Genomic DNA, 23,792 nt, shown 5'->3' with positions numbered 1-23,792 from the left:
AATCGCAGCAATCTCATCAGGCGCAGCAAATTCCCGAATCCCAGCAATCCAGGCAGACACAGCGATCTCAGCGATCTCAGCAACCGCAGCAATCCCAGCAATCGTAGACGCACATAATGCAGCCGCAGGAGGCCAGAACTGAGAAGGAGGCCAAGCCAGAGCGCAAAGCGGTGCATGGCGAGATAGCCAGTTCTGCCAAAATTCCGAATTCCGAGACCGCCGCAGCGCCCTGGAAAGTGCCGTGGAATGCTGTGGCAATCTTCTTCCTGACGGCCTGCGCGCTGGCTTGGCTTGTCGACCTGCCACTCTGGGTGGGCGGTGTGAGCATGACCAGCTTTGCCGGCAAAGCGCTTATCGGTCTGTCGATGTACATGCCTGCCGTCGCGGCATTCCTCGCGGTGATGATTGTGCAGCATCGGCGCGGCCGTGCAATTTTCCAGCGGCTTGGCTGGGTCCCTGTCCGTCCGATGCATCGTACGGTGCTGTTTGCCGTCATCGGGCTGTTCGGCAGTGCGCTGCTGCCTATCGTAACCGTGTTTCTCGCCGCAGCGTTGGGTCTCACATGCCTCGATCTGGTGACTTTCTCCGGCTACGCCAAACTTATTGCATCAATCCAGCCCGCAGGCAAGCCGCTTCCCATGCCAATCAGTACTTTGGTGCTGTTGCAGTTAGCACAGCTGCCGTTCGCGGCACTGTTCAACGGACTGCTTACTCTTGGCGAAGAGACTGGTTGGTGCGGATTCCTGCTGCCTGCGCTGCGGCCGCTCGGCACATGGCCGGCTCTTATTATCACCGGCGCAGCCTGGGGGCTATGGCATGCGCCGATTATTCTGCTCGGCTATAACTTCAACCGTCCGAACCTGTTTGGGTTGCTGCTGATGGTGATTGGCTGCATCGCCTATGGCGTACTCGTCGGGTGGCTGCGCATTCGATCGGGCAATATCTGTCCTTCCGTCATCGCCCACGGTGCGTTCAATGCGGCGGGCGCGGCGTTCCTGCTGTTCTCGGCTGCCGGTGCTCCTTCAGACCCAGCCATAGTGGGCCCGCTCGGCTGGATGGCGTGGATCGTCATGGCCGCGATTGCTATGCTTCTTGTACTGACCCATCAAATTCCCGATCGAGAGCAGTGGAACTGATAACCAGTCACAGCAGTTCGTCATGGCTTCCCGTGGCAACAAGCACCAACGTAAGTGTGTTGTTCTCGATGCGATACACGAGCAGCCAATCGCTGTCGATATGCAGTTCGCGATATCCTTGAAGGTTCCCAGTGAGAGCATGATCGCGGTAATGAGTGATGAGCATGCTCCTGTCAGCCGACACAAGGTGCTGTATTGCCGCTTCCAAGAGGTCGAGGTGGTAATGCTTGCGTCACAGCTTCTTCACTTGTCGCAGAAATGAACTAGATCGTTCAATGTGTTCAAGCACTGCGAAGCTCTTTCATAAGCTCCTCAACGCTGTCGAATCGACGTTTTGGCTCGCTGTCGGCTTCGAGCACAGCCTGTTCGAACTGAGTGAGTCCAGGATGGAACGGCAGCCGGTGCTCATGAACCGTTTGATGCAGAAACATGTTGACGGCGGTGCTCATGTCGAGTCCCATAGCTTTGAAGATTTCCTGAGCCTGACGTTTGGTGTCGGGATCAGTGCGGACGGCGATGGTCGCACTAGCCATAGTTATTCACCTTTTTTCAGCTATCGTATGGCAAATGTACTCATATTGTATAACAGTGTATCGGTGCTCAACAGTTTGTTCAACCACGCGCTTACAATTCAACGACTAACCTCACGTTGAGTTCACTGCCAATCTTTGATCGTGCATTGCGCCATGTGACCGAGCAGGAGGCATTCGCCCAACAATCATCGGATGAGATGTCCTTGAACGCACACGATGGGTCTAGCTGGAATATGGGGGTATATTCGGCATCGTAGATGCGTGACAACACTGCATACCAGGGGGGGCAATGATGAGCATCATGGCGTTGGCATATGCGTCATTCGCGTTATTTGTGACTCATGAGTTCGAGGAGATTATCCGCTGCAGGCCTTGGATCGAGAGGCATGCCAGCGATAAACGGTATGCGCGGGACTATTGGATCAGAAACAGGGAATATTACCCTTCGACTCCTGCGCTGTCTGCCTGCATAGCGGAGGAAATCGTGCTGTATGGCGTCGCGATGTTCTGTGCAGGTCTCCTGCATTTTGCGCCAGTGGTGTTTGCGGTGACGTTTGCGAATTCGCTGCATCTGCTGGGGCATCTTGGGTTCGCGCTGCGCTCGCGGTCATGGAATCCGTGCAGCGTCACCGCGGCGGTCACGCTCCCCATCAATATCGGGGTGATGGTCGTTACGGCCCACGCTCTTGACGTGGTTCCCAGCATTATCTGGACCGTTGTGGTGACGGCTGTCGCAGGTGCGAATCTGCAACAGCTGCACCGATATGCCGGGGCCGTCGAACGTATCGTGCGCGGATAAGCAACAGTGCAATGGGCGCGGTAGATGCGGCAGGTCACTGTTCGCGTCCGCTTTGTAGCGCTCATTATGACCGGGCGTTACAAAACGGTCTGTAAGGCTTCGTTATCGTCCGTCTTGTAGCGTCAGGATGCAGCTAGCGCTACAAAACGGACGCTAAGCCTGGGGGTGCGCTTTTATTCCATCAGAAGCGGCCTTTTCGTGCCATTAGTCCTTGGTAGACGAACCTGAGCAGCTTAGTTCTTGTGCAGGGCGGCGTTGAGCTCGATGCCGGTTTTGCGCTGGCGGGCTTCGATGCCGCCGGTGATCGAATTGCGTATGAACAGCAGGTTGTCCTTGCCGGACAGATCCGCGCCCTTGACCACGTCGAAGGGTTTCCCTGCGGCCTTTTTGGCCTTGTCGACGACGGTGATTTTGGTGCCGGCGGTCACGTAGAGGCCGGCCTCCACCACGCAGTTGTCGCCCAGCGAGATGCCGATGCCGGCGTTCGCGCCGACCAGGCTGTGCTCGCCGATCGAGTTGCGCAGCTTGCCGCCGCCAGACAGCGTGCCCATTGTCGAGGCGCCGCCGCCGATGTCGGAGCCGTCGCCCACGACGACGCCCTGCGAGATGCGGCCCTCGACCATAGAGGTGCCTAGCGTGCCGGCGTTGTAGTTCACGAAGCCGGCGTGCATCACCGTGGTGCCTTCGGACAGGTAGGCGCCCAGCCGCACGCGGTCGGCGTCGCCGATACGCACGCCGGTGGGCACGACGTAATCGACCATGCGCGGGAACTTGTCGATCGAGAGCACGTTGACGGCTGCATGCGGCACACCCGGGTTGACGCGCATCGCCGCAGCCTCTACATCGAGCTTGCGTTGGGCGAAGTTCTCGACGGCGAACGGCCCGTAATTCGTCCACACCACATTGGTGAGCTTGGCGAAGATGCCATCCAGATTCAGCGTGTTCGGCTTGGCCAGCCGCATGCTCAGCAGGTGCAGGCGCAGGTAGGCGTCTGCTGCATCGACAATCTCGCCATCAAGCTGCGAAACCGTGAACACCGGAACGCGCTTCACGCCTCGCGCATCCGGCTCCTCGTGCGATACGCCGTCGAATCCGTGCTTCGGCCGTGCCGACTCGCTCGGCGCGTCTCCTAAGTGCAGCTCGGGGTACCAGGCGTCCAATGTGGCCCCGGATTCGTCAATCGAGGCAAGTCCCCAGCCCCATGCGGTGCGTTCGTCGCTCATGTGTGCTCCTTAATAAATATATTCGTATTTCGTTATACCGGTTCGGCGGTGCGTTCTGCCACTGTGTAGGCAACACAGCATAATCACCACACACGATACAACGAAGGTTAGGCGAGCGCACGAAGCTGACCCGTGGGCAAGCCTTTGCCAGAAAGCATGCCTCATCCTGCACAAGGATGCATAGTGCGAATCGCAAGGCGGCAAGGAAAGCAAAGGATTTCGTGTGTGAGCGAGCAAAGACGTGAGACGCTTCTCCTCAGGGCACGGGGCGTCGAAACCCTGTGGTCGCGCTCCGCCAATCGGCTATCTGCGTTGTGTGAGGCGTTAACTTGGCTTTGCTGAGGTCTATCTGCGTTGTGTGAGGCGCTAATTCCTTGGCACCACGAGTAGCGCTGGCCGAAAATGGCGGTTCTGGGCCGTCTGATACTCGACGCTCCAGAAAATAGCGCCTCACACAACGCAGATAGACCTGCGCAGCATTCCGATAGCGCCTCACACAATGCAGATACACGCGTGAATCAGGAAAACGGGTACACCAAACTATGAAAAACGAACGAGGACTCGTAACTGTCAGCAGATATTCCGCCTCAACCTCCAACCACCTGTGCCTTATAACACACGTGTCCCAGACAGCGTATGGTGCTTCACCGGATTTTGTGAGCTCGTACGCACTCATGAGTACAGTGAAGCCCTATGAGCAAGGAACGCGATGACCGGCTGCGCCGCGAGAACCGTCGACGCACTATGGTGCGCACGGTGTGCATCGTGCTGGCCGTGGCAATGCTGCTCGCCATGGTGATTCCGGCGATTTACGCGGGGCTTTGACCCGTTCGCATGGCATGATTTCCGCTGCACGGCGTCATGCTCTTGGAGTGCTCGGGCAGGTTCGCGGCCCGGGCGGCCATGGGCGAGAGATGGACGCCTGTCAGTCAGGATCATGCAAGAGGCACCAAGAGGCGCCGAGAGGTATGACGGCGCAGGCTGCTGGCCCGGGCAACAATCGCTGCGGAAACGATGGGTTTGCGCGACATGGCATGATATGGCAAAGCCTGAGGGCCTACAGGGCCAAAGGCTGGGTCTTGAGCCTAAGGCAACGACGGGACGGCCAGCTGGCGACACGGTTCAGACAACGGTCAGACAACAAAATGTATGGTGGTAATGATGGCAGATTTTGATTTTTCCCAGGCGCTTGGCGAGGCGCGGACCAAGTACGAGTCCATCGCCAAGGCGCTGAATGTCGAGCGGCTCAAGGCCGAGATCGCGGATCTCGAGCGGCAGGCGGCCGCGCCTGGACTATGGGATGACCAGGAGAATGCGCAGAAGGTGACGAGCCAGCTCTCGGCCTCCCAAGCGCAGGTCAAAAAGCTCGAATCGTTGGAAGGCCGACTCGACGATGCTGAGACCCTCTTCGAACTCGGCCAGGAGGAGACGGACGCCGATTCGCTGGATGAGGCCCGCTCCGAAGTGGGCGCGATCCAGAAGGATCTCGACGAGATGGAGATCCAGACCCTGCTCGACGGCGAATACGACGCGCGTTCGGCTGTCGTGACGATCCGTTCGGGCGCGGGCGGCGTCGACGCGGCCGACTTCGCGCAGATGCTGCTGCGCATGTACCTGCGCTGGGCCGAGCGTGACGGCTACAAGGCTAAGGTGATGGACACCTCCTACGCCGAGGAGGCCGGCATCAAGTCGGCCACCTTCCAGGTCAACGCGCCATACGCCTACGGCCGACTTTCGGTCGAGGGAGGCACGCACCGGCTGGTGCGCATCTCGCCCTTTGACAACCAGGGCCGCCGCCAGACGAGCTTCGCCGCGGTCGAAGTGGTGCCGCTGGTGGAGGAGACCGATCACATCGACATCCCGGATTCCGACATCCGCGTGGACACCTACTGCTCGTCGGGCCCTGGCGGCCAGGGCGTGAACACCACGTATTCCGCGGTGCGCATCACCCATCTGCCCACGAACACCGTGGTGACCATGCAGGACGAGCGCAGCCAGATCCAGAATCGCGCGGCTGCGATGGCCGTCCTGCAGTCTCGCCTGCTCGTGATGCGGCATGAGGCGGAAGCCAGGAAGAAGAAGGAGCTCGCCGGCGACATCAAGGCCAGCTGGGGGGACCAGATGCGCTCCTATGTGCTGCATCCGTATCAGATGGTCAAGGACCTGCGCACCGGATATGAGACGTCGCAGACGCAGGCTGTGTTCGACGGCGACATCGACGGGTTCATTGACGCGGGCATCCGCTGGCGTCATGAGCAGCGTCGCGAAGCGGCCGAAGAGGCTTCCGAGGAGTAAATTCTCGAAGAGAGAGCATAACGGTAAGGATGGCATGACATGGCGCTTATTTCGCTGGAGCACGTTTCCAAGATCTACCCCAAAGGCACCCGGCCTGCGCTTGACGATGTCACCGTGCACGTCGATCGCGGGGATTTCGTGTTCCTGGTGGGGGCGTCGGGCTCAGGCAAAACGACACTGCTGAGCCTGCTCCTGCACGAGGAGGATGCCACGAGCGGGGAGATCCGCGTCGCCGGCAACGATCTGCGCCGGCTGGTCAACAGCCAGGTGCCGCAATACCGTCGTTCGATAGGCTTTGTGTTCCAGGATTACAAGCTGCTCAACAACAAGACGGTCTGGCAGAACGTCGCCTTCGCGCTCGAAGTCATCGGCACCAGCCGTTCCACCATCGCCTCGCTTGTGCCGAAGGTGCTGGAGACCGTAGGGCTTGTCGGCAAGGAGAACAACTACCCGCATGAGCTCTCCGGCGGCGAGGCGCAGCGCGTGGCCATCGCAAGAGCCTATGTGAACCATCCGCAGATATTGCTGGCCGACGAGCCGACCGGCAACCTCGACCCCACGACCTCGCTGGGCATCATGGAGGTGCTTGAGGCGATCAACCGCACCGGAACCACCATCGTGATGGCGACGCATAACGAGGAGATCGTCAACTCGATGCGCAAGCGCGTCGTGGAGCTGCACAACGGCAGAATCGTGCGCGATCAGGAGCACGGCTCCTATGATTCCGCGCTGTTCTTCCCTGATACCGAAACCGAGTCCAAGTCCAAGGCGCAGCGGGTCGTCGCCCCCATATCCTCGGCCGTCACCGGCGTTGGCGCGATCAAGGCCGTCGAGGCGGCGAAGAACATGCCGGAGCACGATGCCAACACACTGCATGCCATGAACGCCGTGGTCGAGGCGATGCACGCCGATACGGACGAGGACGGGGGCATCGCGCGGCTGGCGATGTCGGTGCATTCCGGGCGGAAGGGCCGCTATGGCGAGACCTTCAAATCGGTCGAAACGACGATGACCTGGGGACGCGGCCTGGACGTTGACGCCATCGCGGCCCAGGGCGATACGGATGCGCAAGCACGGCACGACGATAACGAGCAGGACGACGCCGCGGAGGCTGACGCAGGGCAGGGCCATATTCCGGAAGTCGATGAGCGCGCATCGCCGGAATTCGGTGCCTCGGCAGATAATGCTCCGGAACGTGACGTGCAGCTCCACGGCGAGCAGATCCAGCGCGCAGAGGCCGAACCACCCGCTCCGCCTGCGCCGCCAGTAGGCGATGCGCATGGTGCCCGGCACGGCGACGGCCCTGCGACTGGCGGTGGCAACGATGACGGCGAAGCCGCGCCCCGGAGCACGGGCGCCGATGACGGCGAACAAGAAAACAGCCACCATGAGGAGCAGTAAGCGATGAGGACGCGATTCATACTTTCCGAGACCTGGACGAGCCTGAAACAGAATGTCTCGATGATTCTGTCGGTGATGCTCGTCACCTTCATCTCCTTCCTGTTCATCGGCGCCTCCGGCCTGATGCAGGCGCAGGTCACCAAGGCCAAGGGCGACTGGTACGACAAGGTCGAGATCGTGGTATGGATGTGCCCCGACGGCACCAGCCAAGCGGCCTCCTGCGCTTCCGGCAAGGCTCCGACGAAGCAGGAGATCGTCGATCTCGAAAACGTCATCCATCAGGAGCTGGGGGGCGTGGTCTCGAAGATCACGTACCAGAGCCGCGAGGATTTCTACAGGAACCAGTTTCTGAAGCAGCACCCCAATGGCGTCTTCCAAGGGCGTACGCTGACTGCCGCGAACATGCAGGATACGCTGCGGCTCAAGCTCTCCGATCCGACCAAGTATCAGGTCGTCTCCGAAGTGCTCTCCGGGCGCACCGGCGTCGAGGAAGTGGTCGACCAGCGGCAGATCTTCGATCCGGTATTCAATGTGCTCAACAAGGCGACCGTCGTCACCGTGGTGCTGGCGGCCGTGATGGTGGTGGTCGCCATACTGCTTACCGGCACGACGATTCGCATGAGCGCTGCCTCGCGCAAGAACGAGACGGAGATCATGCGCCTGGTCGGGGCATCGAACTGGACGATTCGATTGCCGTTCATCCTGGAGGGCGTCATCGCCTCGTTCCTAGGCTCTTTGCTGGCTTGCGGCGCACTGAGCGGCATCGTCAAGGTGTTCATCACCGACGGCCTGGCGCAGACGGTGCAGTGGATGCCGTACATCAATCAGAAAACCGTCTGGGTCGTGGCCCCCGCGCTCGTGCTCGGCGCGATGGCGCTGTCGGCATTTGCCTCGGCCATCTCCCTGCGCCGTTATCTCAAGGCGTGAGAATGCTTGGGGCGCTTGGGCACACGCGGGACTCTTGGCATGCTCAGAAGCATTTACTACACTGGGTATCCACGTGCGCGGTACGCTGTACGCACGGTACGCTCAATGCGCAGCAGCCTCAATCCACAGCGGTCGCAACTCGCTGCGGAATTGGAAAACGCTGCGGAATTGAAGTGCGCGGTGCAGTTGAAATATGCCGTGCAACCTGACAGCACTGGGGGAGCCAAGCGCTAAAGGAAAGGCTTGAATAAGAATGACGCACGCGAAACGCATCAACGCCGCTGTGGGGATTGCGCTGGCTATGGCCAGCATATTTGCCGCCGGTTCGATAGGCACCTTGGTGGCGGTGCCGCAGGCGCAAGCCGCGCCCGACTGGAACGCCTACCAGAACAAGCTGCAGAATCAGGAGAGCCTTAAACAGCAGCTCGCGGGGGTGGATCAGAATCTTGCAGACCAGATTCTGGCCTTGAACGATCTGACGGAGAACCAGATTCCGCAGGCGCAGCAGGCGGCCACAGCCGCCCAGCAGCAGGCCGAGCAGGCGCAAAGCCTTGCCCAGGCGACCAGCGAACGGCTTGATGCGGCCAAAAAGGACCAGAGCGACCTCGAAGAGAAGATCAAGCAGACCGGCGCCGACTACGACGACGCCAAAGAAGCCGTCGCCCAGCTCGCCCGCGACAGCCTCCACGGCTCCAACGCCTCCGAAGTGATGGACGTGGTCACCAAATCCAAGACAACCGATCAATTCGTCAATTCGATGCAGTCGGACGCGGCCATCGCGCGCAGCGAGGCGAATGCGGCGAATGACGCCGCCACGACGCTCAACACTTCGAAGAACCGCAAAGAGCGCCTCAACGCCATCGAGCAGCAGATCTCCGACCTCAAGCAGCAGGCTGATGCGCAGGCAGCCTCCGCCCAGAGCGCGGCGCAGGCCGCCCAGGACAAGCAGACTCAGCTGCAGGCCTTGCGGGAAAAGGGCAATGAGTCCCGCGCCAGCCTGGAAGAGCAGAAAAGCGGGCTGACCAGCAAGGCGGCCAAGGAAGCCGCTGACATAGTCACGCTCAAATCGCAGATCGATTCCTACAATGAGCAGATGGCCGCCCAGGCGGCTGCCGCTCCGGACCCGGGCAACGGCGGCCAGCAGCAGACGAGCGGCGGCGGCGCAGCACCGCTCCAGCCGGCCCCGGCACCAGCGGCTCCGGCGCAGAACAACGGCGGTGGCGGCGGCGCCAGCGGCATGAACTACGGTGTCCCCGGCAACTGCCCCTCGGGCTCCTCGTACTGCTACGGGCACTACACCGGCAATACGGTTGGCGGCAGCGCCTACCCCTCGCGCCAGTGCACGCTATGGGCCTATCTGCGTCGTTCCGAGCTGGGCTTGCCTGTCGGGTCCTACATGGGCAACGGCGGCCAATGGGCGGCCACGGCGCGCGGCATGGGCTACCTGGTGAACAACACGCCGCATGTCGGCGCCGCAATGGTGTTCCTCCCCGGCCAGAGCGTCGGCGGGCATTGGACCGCCGACTGGCAGTACGGCCACGTCGCCGTCGTCGAGCGCGTCAATTCCGACGGCTCCGTGCTGATCTCCGAAGGCGGCACCGGGTTCGGGACATTCCCGGCCTGGGACACCATCAGCGACCCGTGGAACTACCAGTACGTGCACTACTAAAGTCCGACTTAAAGCCCGGCAGCGCGATGGGCTTGACCCTGCTGCCGGCTGCGGGCTGATGCTCGTCCGCCGCCGCACGTCCCATGGGTGCGTCACGCATCGTGCTATCGTCGTGGTGCACACGAAATCGGCATGAAACAGCATGGACCCGCACATACGCACGTCTGCGCTTATGAAGCCGTCATGTCTAGAGCATGGAAGGAAAGGGGGAGACTTTGGCCAAGGAACAGGGAACGACAACGATTGCGCTGAACCGTAAGGCGCGGCACGACTACGAGATCGAGGACCGGTATGAGGCGGGAATCGCCCTGACCGGCACCGAGGTCAAATCGCTGCGCGAAGGCAGGGCGTCGCTGGCCGAATCCTTCGTCTCGATTGACCGCCGCGGCGAGATATGGCTGGAAAACGCCAACATCCCCGAATACCTCAATGGCACATGGAACAACCACGCCCCCAAGCGCAAGCGCAAACTGCTGCTCCATGCCGCGCAGATCGCCAAGCTCACCCGCCAGACCGAAGCCAAGGGGTACACCATCGTGCCGCTCAGCCTGTATTTCAAAGACGGCCGGGTCAAAGTGGAGATCGCCGTAGGACGGGGCAGGCGCGAATACGACAAGCGCCAAGCGCTGCGCGAGGAGCAGGACAAGCGCGAGGCCCAGCGGGCGATGCGCTACAAGAACCTGCGTTCGCGCTCGTAGCGTTGGGCGATGACGTGCTGATGGCACGGTCATGACAGCGCAGTCAACATGCCGCGGTAGTTTATAGCGTGCAGACATCGACGGCGCAGCACTTGTGCGATGATGCAGATGCACTGGCCTGTGGCCTGTGGCCTGCGTGTTTGCATCGTCTTATATCTGCGCTGCACACACATCGGTGCCTCGGCTATGCCGTCATGCGCTCGTGCCGTCTCGCAGCCATGCCGTCTGAAGTCTCGTCAGCGGCTGGGGCATCTCAGAGCAGTACGGCTCCAGGCAGCGAAACCACAGAACATACAGAGAGAAGACTCACTATGACCCATTATGCCAAAGGGCTGAAAGCCCTTGCCGCCGTAACGCTCGGCACGGCCATGATCGTATCGGCAGCCGCCTGCGGCACCACCGATGCGGACTCGTCGTCCGATGCCTCGTCGGCGACCATCAAGAGCTACGACGTCAGCGCCATCAACAAGGATGATGCCATCGCCGCCATTCTGCCCGCATCGGTGACCAAGGACGACACGCTCACCGTCGGCTCCGATATTTCTTATGCGCCGGCCGAATTCCTCGATGCCGACGGCAAGACGGTGATAGGGTACGATGTGGATATCTCCAAGGCCGTCGCGGCCGTGCTCGGTCTCAAGGAGAAGACCGTCCCCTCCAGCTTCGACTCGATCATTCCCTCGGTCGGCTCCAAATACGACATCGGCATGTCCGCGTTCACGGTGACCAAGGAACGCCTCAAATCGGTGGATTTCGTCAGCTACTTCAACGCCGGCTCCACTTACGTCGTGCAGAAGGGCAACCCCAAGAAGATCGACAGCTCCGACCTGTGCGGCGACAAGTTCGCCGTGGGAACCGGAACCATCCAGGAAAGCGCAGTGGGAGCGCTGAGCAAGCAGTGCACGGCTGCAGGCAAGAAGCCCATGCAGATCCAGTCTTTCAAGGCGCAGAGCGATGCGACCACCGCCGTGGCAACCGGCAAAGCCGACGTATTCTACGCGGATAGCCCGGTCGCCGGCTACGCCGTCAAGCTGACCAACGGCACTCTGCAGACCATCGGCAATGACGTCGACGTCGCGCCCGAAGGCATCATCATCAAGAAGGGCGACGCCGCCACCGCTCAGGCGGTGCAGAAGGCCCTGCAGAAGCTCATGGACGACGGCACGTACAAGAAGATCCTCGGGCACTGGGGCGTCTCCTCTGGCGCGATCGAGAAGGCCGAGATCAATCCTGCAGTGTAGCTGACGAAGCCGGGCCTTTGCCCGCATCCCTTATGGCTTCTTCCCGCGATCTGTCCTACGATGGGCATGTAACGCTCTCGTAGCAATGCGTGCCTAGTGTGTGAACGCATATCGGCGCACGCCATGCGTCGAACGAGACCAGAGAACCATAAGAGAAAAAGGGATACGGGTATGTCCAGCAAATTAATCAAACGGATTTCGGCCGTCGCGCTCGGCGCTGCCATGATCGTGTCGGCAGCGGCCTGCGGCACCAACAACGCGGGTTCAGGAGACTCGTCGTCCTCATCGTCGTCCAACAAAGGCTATGACGTCAGCTCCATCAAGAAGGACGATGCCATTGCCGCCCTGCTGCCGGAGTCGGTGAGCAAGGACGGCAAGCTCACCGTCGGCTCCGACACGTCGTACGCGCCGGCTGAATTCCTCGACGAGGACGGCAAGACGCCCATCGGCTTCGATGTGGACCTGACCAAGGCTCTCGCGGCTGTGTTTGGTCTCAAAGCAGTGACCGTCAGCTCCACCTTCGACTCGATCATCCCTTCGGTCGGCTCCAAATACGACATCGGCATCTCCTCGTTCACCGTGACCAAGGAACGCCTCGCGGCCGTCGATTTCGTCACCTACTTCAACGCCGGCTCCACCTTCGTCGTGCAGAAGGGCAACCCCAAGAAGATCGACACCTCGGACTTGTGCGGCCACAAGCTCGCCGTGCAGACGGGAACGACTCAGGAAAGCGCCGCGCAGACGCTTGACAAGCAGTGCTCGGCAGACGGCAAGAAGCCCATCCAGATCCAGTCCCTCAAGATGCAGACCGATGTGACCACCGCCGTGGCATCGGGCAAGGCTGATGCGTTCTACGCGGACACCCCGGTGGCCGGATATGCGATCAAGCAGACCGGCGACACGCTGCAGGCACTCGGCAAGGACGTCGACATCGCGCCTGAAGGCATCGTCGTCAAGAAGGGCGACGCCGCTACCGTGCAGGCGGTGCAGAAGGCCATGCAGAAGCTCATGGACGACGGCACCTACAAGAAGATCCTGAGCACTTGGGGCGTATCCTCCGGCGCCATCGACAAGGCCGAGGTCAACCCCAGCGTCGAATAGGCTGCGCTTGCTCCTTAGAGCGGCTCGGCTTGACGCGGGCGCTCGAAGGCCGCGCGGGGATTGGACGAAACACCCGGCTGACGGCATGCTCCGCAGCGGTCGCCGGGCATCAGGCGAGAAAGAGGATTAGGAATGTCGCAAAACCAGAAATCCGATGAGGATGGTCTCGATGACGTCACGGTGCTGCCGGTAAGGCATATCGGCTCCCTCGTGGCGGGCGTCATCGTCGCCCTCCTTGCCCTGATGCTGATTCAGGGCATGGTAACCAACAAGAACATGGACTGGCCTATCGTCTGGAAGTATCTCTTCGACCAGAACGTGCTCAGAGGCATTGCGTGGACCCTGATTCTGACGGTGGCCTCGATGCTTATCGCCATCATCCTGGCCGTGCTGCTCGCCGTCATGCGCAAATCCCTGAACCCGGTGCTGCGCGGCGTGAGCTGGTTCTACATCTGGTTCTTCCGCGGCACGCCTGTATGGACGCAGCTGGTGTTCTGGGGCCTGTTCTCGGTGCTGATTCCGCAGATATCGCTGGGAGTGCCTTTCACGAGCATCAGCTTCTGGTCGATGGATTCCGACCGCTTCACCCAGGCGATTCAGGCCGGATTGCTGCCGGCCATCTTGGGATTGGCCTTGAACGAGGCCGCGTACCTGGCGGAAATCGTACGCGCCGGCCTTGAGGCGGTCGACCCCGGGCAGTCGGAGGCGGCGAAGGCGCTGGGCATGCGCAGCTCCAAGATCATGCGCCGCATCATCCTGCCGCAGGCCATGCGCATCATCGTGCCGCCGACGGGCAACGAAACGATCGGCATGCTCAAAACGACCTCGCTGGTCACCGCCGTGCCCTTCGGGCTCGAGCTGCAGTTTGCTACCAACGCCATCGCCAACCGTATCTACAAGCCGATTCCGCTGCTGCTTGTGGCCTGCGTCTGGTACTTGCTCATCACTTCGATTCTCATGGTCGGGCAGGCGTACCTGGAGCGGCACTTCGGCAAAGGCTTCGACCAGCGGCGCGTATGGCCGCCGAAGGACGCCGTCCCGCTGCCGGGCAAAACCGAAGGCGAAGTGAAAAACGATGTGAGCAAAGGCAACCAGGCCACCTTCGTGGGCCTGAACGCGTGAACGAGGCATGATGACAACTACAGCGAACAATCCGGTGAATACACAGTCTGGCGATGCCCATTTCGACTCGGTCGTTCCTAGGGCTCAGCGGGTCACCGGGGACGGCGCACCCGCCGTGCAGGCCATCGGCGTGCAGAAGCGCTTCGGCTCCCTGCATGTGCTCAAAGGCGTCGATATGACGGTTATGCCGGGTACGGTCACGGTGATCTTGGGGCCATCCGGCTCGGGAAAGTCGACGTTCCTGCGCCTGATCAATCAGCTGGAAACGCTTTCGGGAGGCCGCATTGCCGTCGACGGCGAACTCGTCGGCTATCGCCCGGTGACCCGCCACGGCGAGGAGTGCCTGCAGGCGCTGAACGAAAAGGAAATCGCCCGTCAGCGCGAGAAGCTCGGCATGGTGTTCCAGCGCTTCAATCTCTTCCCGCACAAGACGGCTCTCGAAAACGTCATGGAAGCCCCCGTGCATGTGGCCAAGGAGTCCAAATCCACGGCGCGCGAAGAGGCCATCAACGAACTGACCAGGGTCGGTCTGGCCGAGCGGCTGGATTACTATCCCGCGCAGCTTTCCGGCGGCCAGCAGCAGCGCGTCGCCATTGCCCGCGCACTGGCGATGAAACCCGAGATCATGCTCTTCGACGAGCCGACCTCCGCGCTCGATCCCGAACTCGTCGGCGAGGTGCTGGGCGTCATGCGCTCGCTGGCCGACGGCGGCATGACGATGATCGTCGTCACGCACGAGATCGGCTTCGCTCGCGAAGTGGGCGACCAGATCGTCTTCATGAACGGCGGTGTGGTCGTGGAGAAGGGCGGGCCGGAGATTCTGGACAATCCCACGGAGCAGCGATTCAAGGACTTCCTCAACCACGTGCTGTAGCCGGCTCGGTTCTCTTCACGCGACAGGACGGCGAATGGCGGCCCTGATAAAGGCGCTACGCACATCAGCTTGATCGCGTGACGGCAACACGGGAGGCTGACGGTTCTAATCGGTGCGTCACACGAACAGCCCTTTCTGCGTGACGAAAACACGAGCATGGGTGCATGCACACGCTCAGGAATATACGGACTGCGTGAATATTCACACGAAGCATGGGCGCATTCCGAAAATTTCCCATAGACTGGTGAACCATGTGTGGAATCGTTGGATATGCAGGAAATGTCACGACCGCCTGCGGCAAGCCTTTGGAAGTCTGCCTGCAGGGTCTGCGTCGTCTGGAATACCGCGGCTACGATTCCGCGGGCGTGGCGCTTACGGCCCCCGGCATGGGTTCGGTCGCCGTGCGCAAGAAGGCCGGCCGGCTGGCCAATCTTGAGACGGATCTCGAACGCCGCCCGATGCCGGATGCGACCGTGGCCATCGGGCACACGCGCTGGGCGACCAACGGCGAGCCGAGCGATGTCAACGCGCATCCGCATACCAGCGCCGACGGCCATATCGCGCTGATTCACAACGGCATCATCGAGAACGCCAACGAACTGCGCTTCAACCTGCAGACCGAAGGGTATGCCTTCGTCTCCGGCACCGACACCGAAGTCGCCGCCAAACTGTTGGGCAAGGTCGCCGCCACGGTCATTGAGGAGACCGGCAAGGCAGACCTGTTCGAATCGCTGCGCCGCGTCGCGCGCATGCTCTCCGGCGCCTTCACACTGCTGGCTGTCGACGATCGTCAGCCGGATATCGTCGTCGGCGCACGGCACGACTCGCCGCTCGTGGTGGGCCTGGGGGAGGGCGAGAACTTCCTGGGCTCCGACGTGGCCGCCTTCGTGGCCTACACCAAACACGCCATGGAATTGGGGCAGGATCAGGCCGTGTGCATCAGCGCCGATAACGTCACCGTCACCGATTTCGAAGGCAATGTCGTCACGGATTCCAAGCGCTTCACCGTAGACTGGGATGCCAGCGCCGCTGAGAAGGGCGGCTGGCCGTCGTTCATGGACAAGGAGATCCACGAGGATCCCGAAGCCGTGGGCAATACGCTTATCGGCCGATTCAACACTGCTGGCGACATCGTGCTGGACGAGGTGCGCATCGCGCTTGAGGACTTCAAATCCATTGACAAGATCATCGTCGTCGCCTGCGGCACGGCGAGCTACGCCGGCATGGTCGCGAAATACGCGATCGAGCACTGGGTGCGCATTCCGGTCGAAATCGAGCTGGCCCACGAATTCCGTTACCGCGACCCGATCCTGACTCCGCGCACGCTCGTGGTAGCCATCTCGCAGTCCGGCGAGACGATGGACACGCTTATGGCGTTGCGCCACGCCCGCGAACAGGGCTCGCGCGTGCTGGCGATCTGCAACACGCAGGGCTCCACCATTCCGCGCGAATCCGATGCCGTGCTCTACACGCATGCCGGGCCGGAGATCGCGGTCGCATCCACGAAGGCCTTCGTGGCGCAGGTCGTGGCAGCCTACATGCTCGGCCTGTACCTAGCGCAGATCAAAGGCACGATGTTCCCCGACGAGATTCGCGGCATCGTCGCGCAGCTCAAGGCCATGCCCGCCAAGATCCAATGGGTGCTCGACACGCAGTGCGAGACGGTCGACAAGGCCGCCAAACGCATGCTCAACGCGCATTCCTTCCTGTTCTTAGGGCGGCATGTGGGCTACCCGGTGGCGATGGAGGGCGCGCTCAAGCTCAAGGAGATCGCCTACACCTTCACCGAAGGCTTTGCCGCCGGCGAGCTCAAGCACGGGCCGATCGCGCTGGTCGACGAAGGCGAGCCGGTCGTGGTGATCGTGCCTTCGGCGCGCGGCCGCAACACGCTGCACAACAAGGTCATCTCCGGCATCGAGGAGGTCAAGGCGCGTGGCGCGTTCACCATCGTCGTGGCCGAGGAAGGCGACCCCGACGCCGAACGCTACGCCGACGTGGTCTTCTGGCGTCCGATCTGCCCGACCTTGCTCAGCCCGCTCGTCGACGTGGTCCCGCTGCAGCTCTTCGCCATGGATATGGCCAATCTCAAAGGATACGACGTCGACAAGCCCCGCAATCTGGCCAAGTCCGTGACGGTGGAGTAGATGCTTGGACGGGATGGCCCCGCAGCGGACGCAATAAAGGCCGTTGGGGATGCATTCCTATGGAGTTGCGAGGCCGTTGCCCCATTCGGGCCTATGAGTTCGGAGGAGCGTCGCAAAAGAGGCACTGGCCGACAGCTGCAGCCCCTTTCGTGACTCCAGTTTCAAATGAGCGTCGCAAAAGGGCCGTAAGCCATATGGCATTCGTGCGCTCTGCGCATGACCGCGCTCTGTGGCGCTTGCCGCGCAACGCGGGACAGCGGCGGCAGACAACATTCGTCCTCTGGTGCGACGGGCAACAGACATAAGGAGCGAAGCATGACTCAGGGCCATCGATGGGTCGATGCCGAGCCTGAAATCCCTTTCGACTATGACGTCGTGTACGAGGATTCCGGCATCATCGTCATCGACAAGCCGCATTTCCTCGCCACCACGCCACGCGGCATGTGGTACCGGCAGACCGCGCTGATTCGGCTGCGTGAACGGTTCAACGAGCCTGACATCGTGCCGGCGCATCGGCTGGATCGCGCAACCGCAGGCATCGTGGTGTTCACGCGCAAGCCGCGGTTGCGCAAGACCTATCAGATGCTGTTCCAGCGGCATATGGTCGCGAAGACATACGAATGCCTAGCGCCCGCCGCGCCGATTGCGCGGCCGCGGTACGGCACCATCTCCCGCCTCGACCCGCCTGCCGTATTCCCGCTGCTGCGGCGCTCGCGCATCGTCAAGCGGCGCGGCATCCTGCAGGCCTATGAGGAACCCGGCGAAGTGAACGCCGAAACGGTGGTTCGGCTAGGTGATGTCGACGGCTGCGGCGCGGAAAGAAGTGCATATGCGGACCGGCGTGAGGCGCAAAGTCGCTGGAAGGAACACGCAGAGGACTATGCGGCTGCCTGCTCGGATGTCCAGGCGAAACCGGCAGGCTTCCACGATTCCAATTACCGCGCCGAAGGCCGAAGCGTCATCGGTCGCCAACCTAGCGATCGCGGTTTTCGTCAACGCGTCGCCAATGCTCGCTCGTCCCGCCCAACTCGTTGCCGCCGCTACATACTTGAGCCCAGAACCGGCAAAACGCACCAGCTGCGCGTGCATATGAATGCGCTGGGGCTGCCTATCACCGGAGACGAGCTCTACCCGAGCATTAAGTACCCGGATTATGACGACTTCACGGCCCCATTGCAGCTGGTCGCACGTTCGCTGGCGTTCATCGACCCGATCACCGATGAGCCGCGTCGCTTCGTCTCGCGTGTGTCATTGGGATAGGGGCTGTGCGCACCACTCTTCCCGATTGGACGCATAGTGCGCACGAAACGAACGTGCAAAGCGCGGCGCTTGATCACACGCACGCACAATATCAAGGTTTTGGCCATATCGGACGAAGTCGATGATGTTCGTTTCGTGCGCACTATAGGAATTGACTGTTGCGTAGTGCGCGCTGTTATATCGTAGACTCGACGTCAGTAATGGAAAGGACCGGCTTGATGGGATTGCGGTGGAAGAGGCGCATTAGGCGTGCCTTGGCCTTGGGCGTCGCCTCGCTGATGCTGCTCGCCGCCGCGGCCTGCGGGCAGGGCGACATGCGCACCGTCGTCACCGTCTGGTCGTGGGAGCCGAGCATGAAGGCGCTGGCCGCCGGATTCGAGCGGGCGAATCCGGACATTCGCGTTGATATCAAGGCAACGAGCGGCTACGAGAACCTCAACACGGCGATTGAGGACGGCTACGGCACGCCGGATGTCGTGCAGCTCGAATACTTCGCGCTGCAGCAGTATGCGATCAGCGGGCAGCTGCGCGATCTCACCGACAAAACCGTGACCTACGGCGACGCCTACACGCCCGGCACCTGGGCCTCGGTGCGGCTCAACGGCCGGGTCTACGGACTGCCGATGGACTCGGGGCCGATGGCGTTCTTCTACAACAAGAGCGCGTTCGACCAGGCGGGGGTGGATGCTTCGACGATTCATACGTGGAACGATTACTACGAAGCGGCCAAGAAGCTCAAGGCGACTGGCGTGTACATCGCAGCCGACTCCGGTGACGCGAGCTTCTACGATGCGATGATCTGGCTGGCCGGAGGACGTCCGTTCCGCACTTCGGTCGACGGCAAGACGGTGACCGTCGATCTCGACGGCGACTCGGGCACGAAGACGTTCACCGAGTTCTGGCAGAAGATGATCGACGAAGGGCTTATCGACACCCAGCTTTCCACATGGTCGGACGGGTGGAAGCGCGCCTTGGGGTCGGGCGACGTGGCCTCGGTGTTCTCAGGTGCGTGGATGCCTTCGCTGCTGCTTTCGGACGTGCCGGGAACGGCAGGGCTGTGGCGCGTGGCGCCGATGCCCACCGCCGACGGCTCGTCCACGAATTCAGAGAACGGCGGTTCGGCGTTGGGCGTGCTGCAGTCCAGCCGCAAGCCCAATGCGGCCTTCCGCTTCGTCGAATACGCCTGCCACGAGGAAGCCGGAATCCGCGCCCGCGTGGACGGTGGCGCTTTCCCGGCTGACACGGCGTCATTGAATGCTCCCGGATTCCTTTCGAAGACCACCATCAAGGATTCGCGCGGCATCAGCGTGCCGTATTTTGGAGGTCAGGAGTTCAACAAAGTGCTCTCGAAGGCTGCGGAACGTGTGTCGGTCGGATACCAGTACCTGCCGTTCGAAGTGTATGCGCGCAGCGACTTCCGCGGCACAGTGGGGCAGGCATACCGCTGGTCCACCGCCGAGCGATCCGCCGCGCTGACCCAGGCGCGCATCGATGCGGGGATGCTCAACTCCGATGGCAGCAAGATTGCGCCACCCAAGTCGCCCGGCCCCAAGATCTCGCTGGACGCGGGCATCGCCCTGTGGCAGAAGGATCTCAAGGAGTATGGGGTCAATCAGGGCTTCACCATTCAATAGTTCCGCCTGCCTGCCCGACAAGACGGGACACGCCTGCCGAACCAATCGGCAAACCCCTTATTTGGCGTTGCGCTCGTAGATCGCGGCCATGCCCTTGAACATGAGCTCGGGGTCGTAGACGTCGATCAGGTCCGTGTCGTTGGCGAAAATGCTGCCAAGGCCGCCGGTGGCGATCACGCGGAAGTCCTCGTCGATTTCATCGTGGAACTGCCGGATCGTACGCTCGATGCCGCCGAGGAAGTTGTAATACAGCCCGGCCTGCATAGCGGTTTTGGTCTCGGTGGCCAGTATGGAATCCGGCCGGGTGATCTCGACTTCGGGCAGCTGCGCGGTCTCGCCCCACAGCGCTGCGGCGGCGGTGCGGATGCCCGGGGCGATGAGTCCGGAGACGATGGTGCCTTTGGCGTTGACGTAGTTGAAGGTGGTGGCGGTGCCGAAATCGGCGACGAGCACTGGGCCGCCATACGTGTAGTACGCTCCGGCGCAGTCGGCCAGGCAGTCGGCGCCCAGCGACTTGGGGTCGTCGAGTCGGATGCCGATGCCCGATTTGATTCCCGGTCCCACGATCATCGGATCGATGCCCAGAAACTTGATGATGCTCGAGCGGAAGGAGTGCATGACCTTGGGCACCACCGAGGAAACGATGACATCGTCCACATCGTCGGGCTCCAGGCCGCTCAGCGTCAGGAACTGCCTGAGCATCAGCCCGTACTCGTCCGAAGTGTGGTTCGCCTTGCTGGTCATGCGGTAGGTGCCGATGGTCTCCTGACCGTGCAGGAAGCCGAGCACGATGTTGGTGTTGCCGATGTCAACCGCGATAAGCATGGGGCCTCCCGACCTGTGATGTTGCGACCTGCTGTTGCTTGCCGCGACCGGCTGCGATGCGTCGTGACGCTTTGCGAGCATGTCCGACTTCCCATCATAGGGCTATGCTGGCACTGTGTGGATTTACGCAGTGTAAATGACACAGTGCGGACGACCCATATGGGCGGCCAGCATAGAACTGAAAATACAACGACACCGAGCCATATTCGAGGCGATTATGACACAGCAGAACGGTGCGTACGGCGATGCCGACGCAACCAAGGCCAACACAGACAATGCCGATGCGGCCAGCACTGGCGCAACCAGCATCAATGCGACCAAAGCGGGGACCGATGCGGAGCTGAACGCCAGCATCAAGCCGCGCAAACCGGAGCATGGCCAGCGCAGGCCATGGGTATGGATCGTGATCGCAGTCGCGGTTGTGGCGGCGATCGTCGCCGCCGTGCTCGTGTTCAATCGGCCGGGCGAATCCGCGCCTGCCGCCGCCGCGAAAAACACGATCGCCATCGGCCTCAAGCTGCCTCCGACCAATCTCGACATACGCAACCAGTCCGGCTCCTCTCTCGACCAGATTCTCATCGGCAATGTCTACGAAGGCCTTGTGGCGCGCGATGCGAAGAACCAGGTCGTGCCCGCGTTGGCCAAGAGCTGGGATATCAGCGCCGACGGCAAGACATACACCTTCCACTTGAACACCGGCATCACCTTCTCCAATGGCGACAAGCTCGACGCCAGCGACGCGGCATGGTCGATCGACGAATTGGTCACGAAGCAGTATCATGACGCCGAAGCGCTGCGCAATTTCAAATCCGTGCGGGCCGTAGATGCCCGTACGGTCGAAATCACGCTGAGCGCCCCATACGCCGACCTGCTGTGGTCGCTCGCCGGAAGGCCCGGGCTGGTCTTCGATCGGCATGCGCAGTATGACGCGAAAACCACTGCGGTAGGTTCAGGGCCGTACACGGTGCAGCGCTTCGTAGCCAACGATTCGATCTCCCTCAAGGCCAACCCGAAGTACTGGGGGCCGAACAAGGCGAAGACCGCCAATGTCCTGGTGCGCTATTTCGCCGATGACAATGCTGCCGTCAATGCCCTTAAATCCGGGGATGTGCAGGTGCTCGCGCCGATCAGCGAGAATCTGGCCGCACCCTTCCGCAAGGACGCCGCTCGCTACGCCGTCAAGTCGGGCGATGACACCGACAAGTTCGTGCTCGCATTCAATTCCAAGGGCGCGAAGACCTCGGACAGGCGCGTGCGCCAGGCCATTCGCTACGCGATCGACCACAAGGCGATCATCGCTTCGCGCGGCGGCGTCGACAAAGCGCTCGGCGGTCCCATTCCCAGCCTCGACCCCGGCTACGAAGATCTTACCGACCTCTACCCGCACGACGTGGCCAAGGCGAAGAGCCTGCTTGCCGAAGCCGGATACAGCCCTTCCAAGCCGTTGCAATTGAGTCTGACCTACGCGAACACCTACGGCACCGAGTTGGGCGACCAGCTGCGCTCGCAACTCAAGGCCGTCGGCATCGAGCTGAAGGTCAACGTCGTCGAATTCTCCACTTGGCTGCAAGACGTGTACACCAACAAGAACTATGATCTGTCGCTGGTCGACCACAATGAAAGCCATGACTTCTACCAGTGGGCCACGCCGACCTACTACTACAACTACGACAGCAAGGAAGTGCAGGCGCTGTACGCGAAATCCCTCGCGGCCACGAGCGCCAAGGAGAGCGAGAAGTATCTGGCGCAGGCGGCTCGCACGGTGAGCCAGGATGCGCCGGCGGACTGGCTATTCAACTACCGGGTCACCACGGCGTGGACGAAGGGCGTCGAGGGCTTCCCCGTGAACCTGAACCAGACGCTGCTGCCGCTCTATGACGTGGTCTATCGGCCGTAACGGCTGCGGGCGGGGCACATATGGGCGCAAAGGTCACAGCATCCATGCGGTTTCTCCTTCGTCGGCTCGCCTTGTTCGTGGCGGCGCTCATCGTCATCTCCGGTGTGATTTTCATGGCGCTGCGGGTGCTTCCCGGCGATGTGGCTTCGGTGATGGCCGGGATGAATTCGCCGCCATCGCGGGTCGCTGCGCTGCGCTCGCAGCTCGGACTCGACCGGCCGCTGGCCCAGCAGTATCTTGACTGGGCGGGGGCGCTGCTGCACGGCGATTTCGGCGTGTCGATGCTCACCGGGCGCACGATTTCCGCGCAGGTCGGCGCACGCGCCTCGGTGACCTTCCCGCTGATTGCCTTGGGGCTTGCCATCGCATTGCTCATCGGCATTCCGCTCGGCTGTGCGTCGAGTCTGGCTAGGAGCGAGCGACTGCGCACGCTGTTTCATGCGCTCGCCATCGTGGGCGGCTCGATTCCTGCGCTGTGGGGCGGGCTGCTGCTTATTCTCCTGCTCGGCAAAGGCGTCGGCCTGATTGGCCTGTTTCCCTCTCAGGGATTTCCGCAGGAGGGTTGGGCGGCTTTTCCGCGGGCCTTGTCCTCGTTGGCATTGCCGGCGCTGGCAGTAGGCATTATCGTTGGCGCGGGCCTGATGCGTTACACTCGTGCGGCGCTGGGGGAACTGCTCTCGAGCAGCGCCATCGACATGGCGATGGCCTGCGGCATGACCCGCACTCGGGCCATGCTCACCGTAGGGTTGCGATTGGCGATGCCGCAGCTCGTCTCTGTGATCGGGCTGACCTTCGCCGAGATGATCACCGGCGTCATGGTCATCGAGAATCTTTTCGACCTTCCCGGCCTTGGCGAAGGGCTGATAACCGACGTGGGCAACCGCGACCTGATCGCCGTGCAGGGCGAGCTGTTCATGCTCGCCGCGTTCTTCCTGGCCATCGGACTGATCGTCGACCTGCTGCACCGCGCGCTCGACCCGAGGCTTAACGATGCCGAAGGGCGGGAGCTATGA

Annotated in this window: 20 protein-coding genes and 1 pseudogene; 17 read left to right on the top strand and 4 right to left on the bottom strand. The window is 61.7% G+C overall.

Going from position 1 to position 23,792, the window contains the following annotated elements; translation table 11 throughout:
• Positions 1-116: 116 nt before the first annotated feature.
• A complete protein-coding gene (locus BISU_RS04270) occupies positions 117-1,136 on the top strand; it encodes a CPBP family intramembrane glutamic endopeptidase (RefSeq protein ID WP_024463421.1) in 1,020 nt (339 codons plus the stop codon).
• A 7-nt stretch (positions 1,137-1,143) separates the two neighbouring features.
• On the opposite strand, the pseudogene BISU_RS04265 reads toward BISU_RS04270, so the two are convergent.
• Both BISU_RS04265 and BISU_RS04260 read right to left on the bottom strand, forming a co-directional pair.
• Positions 1,144-1,353 (bottom strand): annotated as a pseudogene (locus tag BISU_RS04265) (type II toxin-antitoxin system RelE/ParE family toxin); the annotation flags it as partial.
• Between the two features lie 64 nt (positions 1,354-1,417).
• Complete coding sequence (locus BISU_RS04260; RefSeq protein ID WP_024463420.1) at positions 1,418-1,669, bottom strand: type II toxin-antitoxin system RelB/DinJ family antitoxin; 252 nt, start codon at positions 1,667-1,669, stop codon at positions 1,418-1,420.
• A gap of 301 nt (positions 1,670-1,970) precedes the next feature.
• On the opposite strand from BISU_RS04260, the gene BISU_RS04255 reads away from it, so the two are divergent.
• Positions 1,971-2,468 carry an HXXEE domain-containing protein gene (locus tag BISU_RS04255; RefSeq protein ID WP_051246037.1) on the top strand — a complete coding sequence of 166 codons (498 nt, stop codon included), beginning with the start codon at positions 1,971-1,973 and terminating at the stop codon, positions 2,466-2,468.
• Positions 2,469-2,701: 233 nt separating this feature from the next.
• On the opposite strand, the gene dapD is transcribed toward BISU_RS04255, so the two are convergent.
• Positions 2,702-3,691 carry a 2,3,4,5-tetrahydropyridine-2,6-dicarboxylate N-succinyltransferase gene (dapD, locus tag BISU_RS04250; RefSeq protein ID WP_024463418.1) on the bottom strand — a complete coding sequence of 330 codons (990 nt, stop codon included), beginning with the start codon at positions 3,689-3,691 and terminating at the stop codon, positions 2,702-2,704.
• 693 nt (positions 3,692-4,384) lie between these two features.
• Between dapD and BISU_RS13320 the strand changes: the two genes are divergently transcribed.
• From BISU_RS13320 to BISU_RS04190, 13 genes are all read left to right on the top strand, one after another.
• On the top strand, positions 4,385-4,516 hold the full coding sequence (locus BISU_RS13320; protein ID WP_264298198.1) for a hypothetical protein: 132 nt from the start codon (positions 4,385-4,387) through the stop codon (positions 4,514-4,516).
• Between the two features lie 336 nt (positions 4,517-4,852).
• The gene (gene prfB / locus BISU_RS04245; RefSeq protein WP_024463417.1) at positions 4,853-5,986 is read left to right on the top strand and encodes a peptide chain release factor 2; all 1,134 of its coding nucleotides are present in this window, start codon (positions 4,853-4,855) and stop codon (positions 5,984-5,986) included.
• Positions 5,987-6,025: 39 nt separating this feature from the next.
• Complete coding sequence (gene ftsE, locus BISU_RS04240; RefSeq protein WP_024463416.1) at positions 6,026-7,387, top strand: cell division ATP-binding protein FtsE; 1,362 nt, start codon at positions 6,026-6,028, stop codon at positions 7,385-7,387.
• Between the two features lie 3 nt (positions 7,388-7,390).
• The gene (gene ftsX, locus BISU_RS04235; RefSeq protein ID WP_024463415.1) at positions 7,391-8,314 is read left to right on the top strand and encodes a permease-like cell division protein FtsX; all 924 of its coding nucleotides are present in this window, start codon (positions 7,391-7,393) and stop codon (positions 8,312-8,314) included.
• A 253-nt stretch (positions 8,315-8,567) separates the two neighbouring features.
• The gene (locus BISU_RS04230; RefSeq protein ID WP_024463414.1) at positions 8,568-9,983 is read left to right on the top strand and encodes a CHAP domain-containing protein; all 1,416 of its coding nucleotides are present in this window, start codon (positions 8,568-8,570) and stop codon (positions 9,981-9,983) included.
• Between the two features lie 215 nt (positions 9,984-10,198).
• On the top strand, positions 10,199-10,681 hold the full coding sequence (smpB, locus tag BISU_RS04225; protein ID WP_024463413.1) for an SsrA-binding protein SmpB: 483 nt from the start codon (positions 10,199-10,201) through the stop codon (positions 10,679-10,681).
• Between the two features lie 311 nt (positions 10,682-10,992).
• Positions 10,993-11,922, top strand: a complete 930-nt coding sequence (locus BISU_RS04220; protein ID WP_033502869.1) for an ABC transporter substrate-binding protein — start codon at positions 10,993-10,995, stop codon at positions 11,920-11,922.
• A 171-nt stretch (positions 11,923-12,093) separates the two neighbouring features.
• Entirely contained in the window at positions 12,094-13,023 is a 930-nt protein-coding gene (locus BISU_RS04215; protein WP_024463411.1) for an ABC transporter substrate-binding protein, read from the top strand.
• Positions 13,024-13,155: 132 nt separating this feature from the next.
• The gene (locus BISU_RS04210) at positions 13,156-14,145 is read left to right on the top strand and encodes an amino acid ABC transporter permease (protein ID WP_024463410.1); all 990 of its coding nucleotides are present in this window, start codon (positions 13,156-13,158) and stop codon (positions 14,143-14,145) included.
• A gap of 10 nt (positions 14,146-14,155) precedes the next feature.
• A complete protein-coding gene (locus tag BISU_RS04205) occupies positions 14,156-15,019 on the top strand; it encodes an amino acid ABC transporter ATP-binding protein (RefSeq protein ID WP_024463409.1) in 864 nt (287 codons plus the stop codon).
• A 251-nt stretch (positions 15,020-15,270) separates the two neighbouring features.
• Entirely contained in the window at positions 15,271-17,163 is a 1,893-nt protein-coding gene (gene glmS / locus BISU_RS04200; RefSeq protein WP_024463408.1) for a glutamine--fructose-6-phosphate transaminase (isomerizing), read from the top strand.
• A 315-nt stretch (positions 17,164-17,478) separates the two neighbouring features.
• A complete protein-coding gene (locus BISU_RS11525; protein ID WP_024463407.1) occupies positions 17,479-18,423 on the top strand; it encodes a pseudouridine synthase in 945 nt (314 codons plus the stop codon).
• Positions 18,424-18,641: 218 nt separating this feature from the next.
• The gene (locus BISU_RS04190; RefSeq protein ID WP_033502870.1) at positions 18,642-20,057 is read left to right on the top strand and encodes an ABC transporter substrate-binding protein; all 1,416 of its coding nucleotides are present in this window, start codon (positions 18,642-18,644) and stop codon (positions 20,055-20,057) included.
• Between the two features lie 57 nt (positions 20,058-20,114).
• Here the strand turns inward: BISU_RS04190 and BISU_RS04185 are convergent, their stop codons facing one another.
• Positions 20,115-20,882, bottom strand: coding sequence for a type III pantothenate kinase (locus tag BISU_RS04185; protein WP_024463405.1), 768 nt, complete (start codon positions 20,880-20,882; stop codon positions 20,115-20,117).
• A gap of 217 nt (positions 20,883-21,099) precedes the next feature.
• On the opposite strand from BISU_RS04185, the gene BISU_RS04180 reads away from it, so the two are divergent.
• Both BISU_RS04180 and BISU_RS04175 read left to right on the top strand, forming a co-directional pair.
• Positions 21,100-22,779, top strand: a complete 1,680-nt coding sequence (locus BISU_RS04180; protein WP_024463404.1) for an ABC transporter substrate-binding protein — start codon at positions 21,100-21,102, stop codon at positions 22,777-22,779.
• A gap of 44 nt (positions 22,780-22,823) precedes the next feature.
• Complete coding sequence (locus BISU_RS04175; protein WP_024463403.1) at positions 22,824-23,792, top strand: ABC transporter permease; 969 nt, start codon at positions 22,824-22,826, stop codon at positions 23,790-23,792.

Source organism: Bifidobacterium subtile, from assembly GCF_000741775.1.
GTDB lineage: Bacteria > Actinomycetota > Actinomycetes > Actinomycetales > Bifidobacteriaceae > Bifidobacterium > Bifidobacterium subtile.
Note: the sequence above shows the minus strand (reverse complement) of the source record. Positions and strands in the feature narration are given on the sequence as shown.